The sequence below is a fragment of the Vibrio sp. nBUS_14 genome (assembly GCF_051201655.1).
Lineage (GTDB): Bacteria > Pseudomonadota > Gammaproteobacteria > Enterobacterales > Vibrionaceae > Vibrio.
The window spans coordinates 2,369,033-2,380,799 of record NZ_CP179206.1 but is presented as its reverse complement, the minus strand read 5'-3'; the positions used below and the strand labels follow the sequence as shown (position 1 = coordinate 2,380,799).

The 11,767-nt window shown below is 41.4% G+C and carries 11 protein-coding genes, 1 tRNA gene and 1 pseudogene; 11 read left to right on the top strand and 2 right to left on the bottom strand.

The window, feature by feature from the left end; genetic code table 11:
- The first annotated feature begins 34 nt into the window (after positions 1-34).
- From ACMAZD_RS11155 to ACMAZD_RS11105, 11 genes and pseudogenes are all read left to right on the top strand, one after another.
- Positions 35-484, top strand: a complete 450-nt coding sequence (locus ACMAZD_RS11155; protein WP_435247268.1) for an L-alanine exporter AlaE — start codon at positions 35-37, stop codon at positions 482-484.
- A gap of 160 nt (positions 485-644) precedes the next feature.
- Positions 645-735 (top strand) — tRNA-Ser (locus ACMAZD_RS11150).
- Positions 736-990: 255 nt separating this feature from the next.
- Positions 991-2,213 (top strand): annotated as a pseudogene (gene gltS / locus ACMAZD_RS11145) (sodium/glutamate symporter).
- Between the two features lie 100 nt (positions 2,214-2,313).
- A complete protein-coding gene (locus tag ACMAZD_RS11140; RefSeq protein WP_435247267.1) occupies positions 2,314-3,099 on the top strand; it encodes an HAD-IIB family hydrolase in 786 nt (261 codons plus the stop codon).
- Positions 3,100-3,854: 755 nt separating this feature from the next.
- Positions 3,855-4,838, top strand: coding sequence for an LPP20 family lipoprotein (locus ACMAZD_RS11135; protein ID WP_435247266.1), 984 nt, complete (start codon positions 3,855-3,857; stop codon positions 4,836-4,838).
- A 50-nt stretch (positions 4,839-4,888) separates the two neighbouring features.
- The gene (locus tag ACMAZD_RS11130; protein ID WP_435247265.1) at positions 4,889-5,896 is read left to right on the top strand and encodes a hypothetical protein; all 1,008 of its coding nucleotides are present in this window, start codon (positions 4,889-4,891) and stop codon (positions 5,894-5,896) included.
- A gap of 3 nt (positions 5,897-5,899) precedes the next feature.
- Entirely contained in the window at positions 5,900-6,511 is a 612-nt protein-coding gene (locus ACMAZD_RS11125; protein ID WP_435247264.1) for a hypothetical protein, read from the top strand.
- Positions 6,512-6,595: 84 nt separating this feature from the next.
- Positions 6,596-8,089, top strand: a complete 1,494-nt coding sequence (locus ACMAZD_RS11120) for a transglycosylase SLT domain-containing protein (protein WP_435247263.1) — start codon at positions 6,596-6,598, stop codon at positions 8,087-8,089.
- 66 nt (positions 8,090-8,155) lie between these two features.
- Entirely contained in the window at positions 8,156-8,329 is a 174-nt protein-coding gene (locus tag ACMAZD_RS11115; protein ID WP_435247262.1) for a hypothetical protein, read from the top strand.
- Positions 8,326-9,135 (top strand): ETEC_3214 domain-containing protein, encoded by an 810-nt coding sequence (locus ACMAZD_RS11110; RefSeq protein WP_435247261.1) that lies wholly within the window; start codon positions 8,326-8,328, stop codon positions 9,133-9,135. Before ACMAZD_RS11115 ends, ACMAZD_RS11110 begins: the two co-directional genes overlap by 4 nt.
- Before the next feature lie 58 nt (positions 9,136-9,193).
- The gene (locus ACMAZD_RS11105) at positions 9,194-10,171 is read left to right on the top strand and encodes a DHH family phosphoesterase (RefSeq protein WP_435247260.1); all 978 of its coding nucleotides are present in this window, start codon (positions 9,194-9,196) and stop codon (positions 10,169-10,171) included.
- 46 nt (positions 10,172-10,217) lie between these two features.
- On the opposite strand, the gene ACMAZD_RS11100 is transcribed toward ACMAZD_RS11105, so the two are convergent.
- Positions 10,218-10,973 (bottom strand): DeoR/GlpR family DNA-binding transcription regulator, encoded by a 756-nt coding sequence (locus ACMAZD_RS11100; RefSeq protein WP_435247259.1) that lies wholly within the window; start codon positions 10,971-10,973, stop codon positions 10,218-10,220.
- Positions 10,974-10,982: 9 nt separating this feature from the next.
- Positions 10,983-11,687: a glycerophosphoryl diester phosphodiesterase gene (locus ACMAZD_RS11095; protein WP_435247258.1), complete on the bottom strand. Its 705-nt coding sequence runs from the start codon at positions 11,685-11,687 to the stop codon at positions 10,983-10,985.
- Between the last annotated feature and the right edge of the window lie 80 nt (positions 11,688-11,767).

The following is an 11,767-nucleotide window of genomic DNA, read 5'->3' as shown; positions in this document are numbered from 1 at the left end:
AATAGGTAGTGATATATTTTAGGTTTGATGCTAAATGAAGTCTCGTGGTCCATTTTGTATTCGTAACGCAGCGGCGGATACATTTGCTATGGTAGTTTTCTGTTTTATCTCCGGCATGATCGTAGAAGTGTTCATCTCTGGTATGACGTTCGAGCAATCTCTGGCTTCTCGAACGCTGTCGATTCCGGTGAACATTGCGATTGCATGGCCTTACGGCGTGTTCCGTGATTGGTTCTTGCGTAATGGTGCAAAACTTTCACAAAGCTCGTTGATGAAAAACCTCTCTGACTTAATGGCTTACGTGTTATTCCAGTCTCCAGTGTATGCTGGTATTTTGTTAGCTGTTGGTGCGTCAAGTGACCAGATCGTGACTGCGGTAACCAGTAACGCGATGATCTCTTGCGGGATGGGTGTAATGTACGGTTACTTCTTAGATATGTGCCGTAAGTGGTTTAGAGTTCCAGGTTACTATCAACAAGCTTAAGAATAGAGACAGCATCGAATTTGGTTTGTTTTTGATCTAATGAGTTAATTTGTAATCGAACGAACTTAAAAAGGCACTTTTTTTGATAATGCCCCTTGACCAAAGCAAGCAGAATCAATAAAGTAGCGCCTCGTTGAGTGACGAACTCAACGCAATTTGTGGAAGGATGGCTGAGTGGCTTAAGGCGCTCGCCTGGAAAGCGAGTATACGTTTATAGCGTATCTGGGGTTCAAATCCCCATCCTTCCACCACTATTCTAAACCCCAGCTGAAATGCTGGGGTTTTCTCGTTTTTGGGCACCTAAATTTTTATATCCTTCTTCCTTTCGAAACATTACTTTCTCAAATCCTTTTTGTGTTCGTCTCCCCCACTGTTTATGTTGAAGCATTTTGATCCAGATTAGCGATTGATGTCACCGATAAACGCTTGATTTATTGTCATGAATCTACAAGATTTAGAGTAAGCAACATTATGAATAATCTTAACTCTTAGGAATCTATCTCATCATGACAGAAACCCTCGTTTCTCCAATGCTCTCCTTTACCATTGAAATCTCATTACTGTTCATTGGTAAAGGCTTAATCGAGCGATCTGAAGTATTGAGGAAGTATTGAGGAAGTATTCACTACCAGAGCCAGTTATTGGTGGCTTTGTTTGTGCTGCTATCGTCGCTGCGCTCTACTATCTCTTTGAAATCGAAATCACCTTTAGCCTTGATGTGAGAGACTTTCTGCTTCTCTACTTTTTTGCTGGTATTGGGCTTCAGCAGACATTAAGACGCTAGTAAAAGGTGGGCGGCCGCTGTTTACCCTGCTCTGTTTGGCGTCGACTTTTATCGTTCTTCAAAACGTGGTGGGTATGGCTGTCGCATCGGGTTTTGGTATGGATGCGAAAGCGGGTTTGTTGTCGGGCTCAATTAGCTTGATTGGCGGTGTCGGAAAAACCCTAGCTTGGGCGCCAATGTTCGTGGAAGAGTTTGTATTTCTAACGCGCTAGAGCTTGGTGTGGCCTCCAACACGGTTGGTTTAATCGCAGCTTGTGTCATCGGTGGTCCGATTGCCAACTACCTTCTCAATAAACATAAAGTGAGCCCTTCAAATGAAGAAGAGGTAACGGTTGGTGCATTCCAAGAGAGTGAAACCAAAACTGAGCTCAGCCACTACGGTGTTTTATGGGCATGGTTAATTTTAAACCTGACACTTATGCTAGGTTATAGCTTGAGTGAAGTTATTGAATCAATGGGCTTAAAACTGCCTCTATTCGTAAGCTGTTTAATCGCAGGTATCTTAATCGGAAACGTTGGTCGGGCTTTGTTCAAGAAGCGTCGCACATAAGAAAAAATTGCCCAAGGTCGGAAAGGGTTGGCAATGATCTCCGATATCTGCCTGGGCATATTTTTAACCATGGCATTAATGGGACTCCGCATTTGGGATCTTGACGGGCTGTTTGGCTATATCTCTGTGGTCATGAGCATCCAAATTCTACTTTCGCTGCTATTTAAGTGTTTGTCGTTTATTACTTGATGGGAAGAAACTACGATTCAGTGGTGATATGTTCTGGCTTCGGAGGCATCACTTTAGGTTCGACTGCAACAGCGATTGTAAACATGACTGCCGTGACTCATCGCTACGGTGCGAGCCCACAAGCGTTCATTGTGGTGCCATTAGTGTGTGGATTCTTTGTTGATTTGATCAACGCGTTAGTGATCAGTTTCTTTGTTGGTATGTAGCGCTAATTAAGAGCTATTTTCTTCAACTCAAAAGTTGGGTGATGTTTTTACCGAATTTGCTTTAACACTGTTTAGTGATTGATTGTTTAGAGGTGTAGAAATGAATTCGGTATCGAATGAATTGAACCAAAATTGGAAAAAGGTAGATTGGGTGTTAACCGATGTGGATGACACCTTAACGTGGCAAGGTCAATTGCCTCCTGAAACCTTGATTGCGTTAAGCAAGCTGCGTGATTCAGGGAAAAAAGTAGTTGCGGTAACGGGCGCATGTGCAGGGTGGTGTGATCATATTGCTCAGCTGTGGCCGGTTGATGCGGTTCTCGGCGAGAATGGCGCGTTCATTATGGAAAAGAGAAATGGCTATCTGACATTGCGTTCTGATGTTCCTTTGCCAAAAGTCAGTGCCAATCAGAGTAAGCTGAAAGAACAAGTCTTAGCTATTTTAAGCGATTATCCAGAGCTCAGTCTAACGCTGGACCAGTCTTACCGTTTGTGTGAGGTTGCGATCGATATCGGTCAAAATCGCCCAAAAGTCGACGATGCCATTATTGAAGAGATTGTCTCTAAGATTCACGTATTAGGTGCTCACGCTACAGCAAGCTCTATTCACATTAATGCTTGGTATGGTGAGCACTCTAAGAAGGCCACATCAACCGCTTTTCTTAAGGAGAAGGGATTATCTGACCAAGAGATACTTGAGCGTAGTTGCTATGTTGGTGACTCGATGAACGACCAATATATGTTTGAAATTTTGCCCAACAGTGTTGGGGTCGCCAATATTCAGCATTATTGGCAACGCTTTGAACACCATCCAGTCGTTGTGATGACTCAACCTGGCGGATATGGTTTTGCCGAGTTTACGGACAAGTTACTTGCGATAAAATAGTCAGACAGACTCAAACCCTTCATGGACAAAAGTGAAACTACCCTTAAGGTGGTATCTGTACTTTCTGTCTATGAAGGTTATTTTTAATAAGGATTCATTGTCTGTTGGTGTTTTATTTGGTTTCTTGGTTCGATTTAAATAGAAACTGACAATAATTTATCTTCCCACAAGATCTACTTCCCCTCCTATTTATCCGCTAATGACCTATATTTCTGATATCCATTTAATTAGACCTTATTTTCATTTTTATCAGTATTGGCATGAAAAATAGACAGCTAATTCCTGTAAATACCGCGCGATAGTGATTTATTAACATTATTGTGATTAACGGAATTTAATATTTTCGAGTGTCTGTCTGGTATCTTTATTTAGGGTAGAGGCCAAAATCTGCTGTTAATGTCAAATTTATCATTGAGATCAGTATCTCACTTTTATTGAATAAATATTACTTTTTAGTCGAGATTATGTGTTTTTTTTGAACTGAAATTCGGTTTTTTTAAGACTTTGTTCACGTTTTTATTAATGAAAAATATAGGGTTATTGTGTAATTTATAATTTATATCAACCGTCTAAAAATCAATGCTTTGTATTGTCTTTCTTGTTAATTAACGGGGTTTTGTATAAGTTTGATGCGTGAAATCAATGGAAATTTAATATATTCAACTCGGAAATGAATCGAACTATAAATTTGGTCGTTTGAATGTTTAATTTTGAGGATATAAGATTGAGACAAACTTTTTCGATGTTGGTTCCAAATGTCTTCAAATAAAAAAATAGTTCGCTTTTTCATAGCGCTATTCGCGTTGCTTGTTCTTTCTGGCTGTCAATCTACAAAACCTGAATGGTATCTAAAGTCTAAAGTAGACAGTGACGAGTACATTTATGCAGTTTCTCAAGCGCGAACTCTATCTCATGCTAAAAAAATTGCTGTAAACAACATCAACGAAAAGTTATGGACTCAAGTCGAGTCGTCTTTTTACATGAGAGACACCGTTCGAGAAACCAATGGTAAGGGTTTTTCAAATAGTCTAGTTGATAACAAAGTTAATACTAAGACTGAATCCTTGACCTTAAATGGTATCGAATATGTACAAATGGAAGAGAATGATCTTGGTGCGTTTGTCGAAGTAAGAGTGAAAAAGTCACTCGTGACTCAACAGTTGATTCGCGAAATAAAAGATCTAAACCGTAAATCTCAAATCGAACTTGATGCGCTTTCTCACGAAGATAAATTACTTTGGTGGTTAGACAATCGCAGTGTTTATCAAACTGAACACGATGCTTCTGTGCGTATCGCAATGCTTTCATCTCTGAAGCCTAGTTATAAAGCTGACATCAGCGCAATCGAACAGCTGGCTATTACACACCAAAAACTAAGCAGCCAAATTAACATCCGTCTCTCTTCAGATAGAGAGTCAAGAAAAGCAATTGAACTGCTGGGGAACCAGTTATCAGAGTTCAATATCGCGACCTCAACTTCAAAGAACAAAAACCAAACTCATGTGTTGAAAGTGGATTCTGAGCGTCGAAGAAACAAAGTCGGAGACGCGTATATTTCAACCTTGGTCTCTAGTGTCAAAATTGTAAATAAGAAATCTAAAACAGTGTCTCGTAGTGAAATCATCTCTACAGGAAACTCTGTAACTAGCTACAAATATGCCGACGAAGGGGCTGCTCGCCACTTTGATGAGCAAATAAAAGAGAAAGGGATTTGGACTGCGCTGGGCTTAATTAAATAGCGAACCTCTAGTCCTAGAAAAATAAAATAAACATATTCGGGAGAGAATATATGTTAAAGAAAACGTTAATGGCTAGTGCTGTAATCACTGGTTTAACTGGCTGTGTTATCAAGGAAGATGTTGTTTGTACTCCTGATACGCGTGTAGATATTGAAACTGCTGAAATTCAAATCCCATCTTCAGAAAATATGAAGGTTGTTGTTCTTCCTGTCGACATTGATTTTGAAAACTCTGCTTCGAAAAAAGTCCAGTCAGCAATGCGAAATGCAATAGAGACACAGATTGACGAGACAGGTGCAAACCTTGTTGATCGCAAAATTGCCAACAAAGTAAAAGGTGAAATTAAACTGGCCGAGCAGAGCGGTCGCCTAAGCACTAAAGGTGTACCAATCGCCGATTACGCGATTATTACGGAGGTTACACACGCTGACCTAAGTACATCGTTTAGCGAGCGCCGCACATATAAAAACGATGATGGCGAAACAGTGGAAATCGCGCCTTCATGTAGCTACGACTTTGACGTAGAAGCGGTAGCAAAAGTTGTTGTACTGCCAAGTATGGAAGTTGTTAAGCGAATCAAGCTTGAAGGAGACGAGTATTCCTCTACGGAAACAAATAATTCACGTTGTCCTGTTAGTAACGCGACTTATGGCTCCATGGCGGCTAAAGCAGCAGCAGAAGCGGTCAATTACTCTACCGAACTTAACAAAATGCTAGCGGCAAGTGCACCTGTTCTTGAGATGCGTCAATGTGAGGCGGGCACACAAGTACGCATTGCGATGGGTAAAAACCAGAAGATTAAACCAGGCGCAGATATTTTGTTCTCTAACGCTATGAAATCTATGGAAGGCGAAACTGAAATACACCCAATCGGTGAAGGCTACGTTGTAAATAATGAGCTAAATGCTGTAACTAACAAGTATTCTTGGGTGGTAATTGATGAAGAAGTATCACTGAAAGTTAAGAAAGGAACAATCAGTAAGGTAGATGCATCAAGCATTGACTGCCCTCTGTTGGATCCATCATGTCATGTCGAAAACTTAAAGAACGAATTTTAATTTATGAAAAAACTACTTATTGCAACTGCACTAGTAGCAGTTCTAGCTGGCTGTCAGAGCAACAACGCGACGGTTAAGGAAGCGCAAAACTTCGCTCCATGTACTTTCCCAGATGCACCTACCGTATCTGCGCCGGGTTGGATTTGTGACGTGATACCAAGCGATATCGCTGCAGCGGCAAAAGGCTACTCCAAGAAGAGTGTAGCTGGTATGAGCGTTATGCGAAAAGTCGCAGTCAATGATGCTCGTGTAAACCTTGCAGCTGAGTTTGAAACTGACGTGAGCAACCTATTCCAAGCGGCTACAGAAGGTGTGACTTCTACATCGGCAACAGAGGGTGTAACGCTAGTGACTGAAGATGTTCAAGAGACATTCGAGAACATCACTAAGACAGTCGTGAATAAAACGCTTACTAACAGCCGCATTATCGTAAGCCAAGCAAGCCCAACGGGTGGCCTGTACGTTCTAGTCGGTATGGACCAAGCTGCATACGATGCGAATATGAACAAAGTAATTGATGAAGTTGGTGGTGAAGACTCTTCTTTGTGGGATCAATTCAACAATGAGAAAGCGGCAGCAGACCTTGCGGCGGCGTTCGAGGCATTGAAAAAATAACCGCGAACGGAACCGCGATTAGTATTAGTGAAAAAGGCCGCCATTTGAGTGGCCTTTTGTCTCTATACACTCTGGGAGTGAACTATGTATAAAATTATCAATAAGACCGTGTTAGCTGTAGTTATTTCGGCTGCTATTAGTTCTCAGGCATTTGCTGTGTCAGAAGAACAAAAGCAGCAGCTAAACAATGCTGTTGCCAAAGCAAGCCTGTCTCAAGAAGACAAAATCAAAGAGTTTCATGCTTACGTTAATGCTTATTTGGATGAGTACGAAGCTTGGCGTGATGAATATACTAACAACCTCGATGAGCGCAGAACCGATCTAATCAAGACATGGGGTGAGGGGGAGGTTTCATCTCAAACCAAGCAGGTGGATTACTCTCAAGACGATCAGGTGAAAACTTCAGTCGATTACGAAACCAATACTGCAACAGTATCTGTATTGGTGGATGAAGATAGCAGCCCAGAAGAGATTAAAGCGCTTGTTAAAAACATTCCGGTTGAGGTTGCTGGTCAAAACGTTGAGCTAGCGGAGCTTAAAGCAGAAGACCACGCGGTGCTTTACTCTTTGGAGAAAGAGCAAGAAGAGAAAAACTTCGTTATCCAGCAGACGCAAAGCCAGATGAATGAGTTGGATGTGCAAGCCGAGCGATTGATTTTATCTGATACTGGTATTCCAGACTCTTTCATTTACCAGCGTGCTCATAACAAGAAAATGGCACTACTGGCAACAGCTCAGGAACGTATTGCGGCGCAAACCAAGCTGTATGACGAAATGCGTGCCAAACATGGTATTGAGGTTAAACGACCAGAGCCAGAAGTTGAGATCGTAAAGCCAGCTGAAAAGGTTGAAGTATCAAAAGAAGTTGACAAGCTAGAGCCCGCGCCAACAGAAAAGCATCCGCCAAAAGTTGTGGAAAAAGTCGTCGAAAAAGCGCCACAGCCACAAGTGGTAAAGCCTAAGCCAGCCGTTGACGTTGCGGCGGCCCCGGCTAAGCCGAAAAAAGTGATCAGTTACAAAGTGAAGCTTCCTGAAAACAGTTTGAAATCTCGTGCGAGCAAATATACACCTCTCGCAGAGAAAGAAAGCAAGAACTGGGAAATAGATGCAGCATTGATTATGGCGATCATGCACTCTGAGTCTGCTTTCCGCCCAGATGCTAAATCTCATGTACCGGCATTTGGTCTGATGCAAGTTGTTCCGACCAGCGCGGGACATGATGTAAATAAACAAGTTCGAAATATAGATGCGCCAATGAAGGCTTCAGATCTTTATCAACCCGTCATCAACGTTGAAACTGGTACTGCTTATTTAGATATCTTAAATAGTAAATATTTACGTAAGATCGAGAATGACCAAAGTCGTTTGTATTGCATGATTGCGGCTTACAACACCGGTGCGGGAAACGTTGCCCGTGCGTTTAACAAAGACCGCTCAACTAGCATTGGCAAAGCATCTAAAGTGATAAATAAGATGACCCCTGAAGAAGTGTACAACCAATTGATTGCGAAGTTGCCATACGATGAAACAAAAAATTATTTGAAGAAAGTGAACAGCCGTATCGCACTATATAAATGAGACTTGTAGCAAGCACATGGAAAGGCGTGTGCTTTGATCCCTTTTTAGAGTTTGTTGAGAGTAACAATGTTTAAGATTTTTGCTTTATTTTTCATCGCTATTGGTATTTACCTAGGTCTTAATTACAGCGATGAAATTAAAAATATAATGGATACAGATACTTTTGAACGAGTACAAGAACGAGCTGAAGACGGCAAAGATGTATTGATGGATAAAATTGAAGAGATTAAAGGTTTATGATGCCTAAAGATAAGAACAATGATGTTCAAAAAGAAATTAAAGACGAATTAAAAGAGCTTCAAGATAACCAAGAATCGTTGTTAGAAGCTCAAAGTAAAGGAAATTTAGCGCGCACTATTGGTTTGTTGTCTGTAGTCTCAATTGCCTTGGGTGGTTTTAACGATAGCTTTGATGCGATCGAAAAGATGGTTGATTTTGGTCTTTCACAAATGACTGATATTCCGTCACACAGAAAGCTTGAAAAAGTGTATATCCGCTCATCAGCTGAAATATTAGATCAGACATTTGGTGCCCCCGTTTATATCAAGCGTTCAACTGGCGATGACGTTATCAAATACTACAAAGACGATAACTTTATTCTTTCATCTATTAGTAGAGATAATGCCATTGTTGCTTATCTTGTATTTCCAGATGAAGGTTTTGCTCCTGAAACATTAGAACATGCAGGTGGTTCGGAGTTTTTCAATCAACCTTTTAATACCATTGAAAGTGTTAATGAAATTCGAGCGTCGTTCGCTAGAACCGGAAATTATTATATTGAAGAAAATAACGGCGGTGAGTTTGGCTACTTATATTCTTCAATCAGCGGTGCTAGTGAATTCATTGCACCTATGACAAAAAACAATAGGAAATTGCTTTCTGAAGTTGTTGACTCGCTGACTATGGATGAGCATGTCGTAAAGAGCGTACAGTCTTTACGTTTGAATGCGAAGCCTAATTTCTATGGTTACAGTACGTTAGGTGTGGGGGCTTTAGAAGAAGCTATTTTGTCTAACACAGAATATCGTTTAATTAATAAGAGTTAACCATTAACACATCAGTTCTAGCTTTTTACGAAGCTAGAACTTTATTAGCAGTGGGATTATGGCAAATTTAAAGTTCGAAAGCTTTCTAGAACGGCTTAAGGGTGACAACAGAATCATTATTCAAGCTCATGACTTCCCGGATCATGATGCGATTTCTTCCGCATACGCCCTAGCATACTTATTAAAAAATAAAGGGTTGCGCCCATATATTACGTTTCATGGTTATATAGATCGAGTCTCACTTAGGAACTTAATAGATTGGCTAGAGATTCCAATCTATCAGCCAAAAGATTTAAAACTACAACCGGATGACAAGATTATTATTGTTGATGGCTGTATTGGTGAGAAAAATGTTATCGACTTTCCGGGGCTTGAGGTGGGAGTGATCGACCACCATCAAGTGAAAGCACCTGATTTTGTATGGTATTCCGATATACGCCCAAATTATGGCTCAACAGCAACTATGATGGTTGAGTACTATCGCTATTTTTCTCTGCAGATGCCACAGAATATTGCGACCGCGCTGCTGGTTGGTGTGAGTTTTGATACTGCAAACTTTACCCGAGGGGTAGGGACTGCGGACCTGAAAGCACTGTTGTATCTTCAAGCTAAAGCCAACAATGATGTGGTCAATAAGATTTGTCGTAATCAAGTAGAGTTTCATGAGTTGAAACTTTTCTATTCAATGCTCGATAGTTTACGTCGCGAGAAAAATGCAGCGTTTGCTGTTCTCCCAGAAGGTTGTCCTAAAAATATGCTTGGTGTATTAGGAGACTTCCTGCTAAGCGTTGATGAGCTCGATATCGTTGTACTCTCAGCGAGGAACAAAGAGAAAACCTTTATTTCTCTTCGTTCAGAATGTTCTAAAAACAATGTAGCGAAGATAGTTAGAAGGGCCCTAAACGAAAAAGGGGTCGGTTTTGGTGGCGGACACCCTCACATGGCGGGCGGCATCATCAACAAACAGTTTGAATTCAGCAATGAACTTGCTTGTGTTTATGACCTGATCCGACCGAGCCTAACGCTTGATGCTTAAACTTGTTTGCATAGATTGATCGGTATTTTGAAAGGCTTTGTTGTCTTCAAGCATTGGCTTCATTATCTTCCACTAAGTTTACATTGAGTTCCGAAGGTAACTGGCTGTTATTGGTGTATATACGATCAAACTGCTCCAGCGATGCCACCTTGAGAGCAGCAAAACGGCCCCATTTACTGGCATCTGCAACAAGCCAACTTTCGCGGCTGTTTTTGATGATTGATTTTGAAAGGTCGGCTTCAACTTGTTCATGTTCCATGGCGAAATGGCTGTCTGTTACTGAACCACAACCACAAATGCCAATGTCGGCTTCAAAATCTGAGAAGAAGTGGACTACGCTACTTCCCACCATGTCTTGATGTTCTCTTCGAAATAAACCGCCTGCTAAGTACACTTCAATCTGCTCGTTTGCTTCGAGGATTCGAGCGACTTGCAGGTTATTGGTGATCACTCGTAATGCTGGCTTCGCTAATAAGTACTGCGCGATACGAGTGACAGTTGTGCCAATGCCCATCATTACCGTTGAACCTTCAGGAATTGCGTCTGCAACGGCCATGGCGATACTGTCTTTCATTTCTGATTCAACGCCAGCACGGAATCGATAACTGGTGTTGGTCAGCGTTGTCGGTAAGCTCACGCCTCCGTGAACTCTTCGCGCTAAACCTTGCTCGCATAAGTCGTTTACGTCACGACGAATGGTTTGAGTAGTGACCGAAAATAGCTCTGCTAGATGATCGATCTGCACATCTTGATTTGCTTTAAGCGTCGCGAGTATTTGTTTTTGGCGGTGGTTCAATTCCATAGAAGCTCACTAAAATTTATTGGGTACGTCGGTGATGATGTTATCAACACCTAGGTTGAGATATTTGCTCGCTAATTTGGGGTCGTTCAGCGTCCATATTTTCAATATTGCGCCTGAAGCCTTGATTGCTTTGGCGGTCTGTTCATCAAGTATTCTGTGGTCAATATGAATGCTGTATAAGTCGAGTTGCTGGAGTGATTCAAGGCTGAAATCATTCCATACTTCGCAGATAAACCCTCGTCTAACTTCGGGCATTAACTCTTGGCATAGACTTAATGCCTCTTTTTTGAAGCTTGATATTAACAGTTTTTCACTAGGGAAGTCCTTTTGCTTTATCAGAGCAACAACTTGGTCGACTAAAGGTTTTATTGCTTTATCGTCATATATCTTGATCTCAAGATTCAGAGTAAGACCGAGTTCGAGGCACTTGTCTAGCGCTTCACTTAACGTCGGAATCGAGGTTCCTACAAACTCACTACCAAACCAACTGCCTGCGTCTAAAGCTTTGAGCGCAGAGAGATCTAAGTCTGCAATATTACCAGTCCCATTAGTGCAGCGGTTCACCGTTTTATCATGAAAAACCATAGGGATACCGTCGGCACTGAGTTGGGCATCAATTTCAACCCAGTCTGCTCCTGCTTTCGCTGCTTGCTCAATACTGACTAACGTATTTTCTGGTGCTAAAGAAGCGGCACCGCGGTGGCCTGTAATCATAATGTTCTCTCGATGTTCATTTGAAAATTTAGGGGACGTTAGCTCTATTTTATTACAGATTTATTATCGATAGGCTATAT

Coding starts and splice junctions, on each gene's coding strand:
- ACMAZD_RS11155 (WP_435247268.1), top strand. CDS start 35: ATGAAGTCTCGTGGTCCATTTTGTATTCGTAACGCAGCGGCGGATACA.
- ACMAZD_RS11140 (WP_435247267.1), top strand. CDS start 2,314: ATGAATTCGGTATCGAATGAATTGAACCAAAATTGGAAAAAGGTAGAT.
- ACMAZD_RS11135 (WP_435247266.1), top strand. CDS start 3,855: ATGTCTTCAAATAAAAAAATAGTTCGCTTTTTCATAGCGCTATTCGCG.
- ACMAZD_RS11130 (WP_435247265.1), top strand. CDS start 4,889: ATGTTAAAGAAAACGTTAATGGCTAGTGCTGTAATCACTGGTTTAACT.
- ACMAZD_RS11125 (WP_435247264.1), top strand. CDS start 5,900: ATGAAAAAACTACTTATTGCAACTGCACTAGTAGCAGTTCTAGCTGGC.
- ACMAZD_RS11120 (WP_435247263.1), top strand. CDS start 6,596: ATGTATAAAATTATCAATAAGACCGTGTTAGCTGTAGTTATTTCGGCT.
- ACMAZD_RS11115 (WP_435247262.1), top strand. CDS start 8,156: ATGTTTAAGATTTTTGCTTTATTTTTCATCGCTATTGGTATTTACCTA.
- ACMAZD_RS11110 (WP_435247261.1), top strand. CDS start 8,326: ATGATGCCTAAAGATAAGAACAATGATGTTCAAAAAGAAATTAAAGAC.
- ACMAZD_RS11105 (WP_435247260.1), top strand. CDS start 9,194: ATGGCAAATTTAAAGTTCGAAAGCTTTCTAGAACGGCTTAAGGGTGAC.
- ACMAZD_RS11100 (WP_435247259.1), bottom strand. CDS start 10,973: ATGGAATTGAACCACCGCCAAAAACAAATACTCGCGACGCTTAAAGCA.
- ACMAZD_RS11095 (WP_435247258.1), bottom strand. CDS start 11,687: ATGATTACAGGCCACCGCGGTGCCGCTTCTTTAGCACCAGAAAATACG.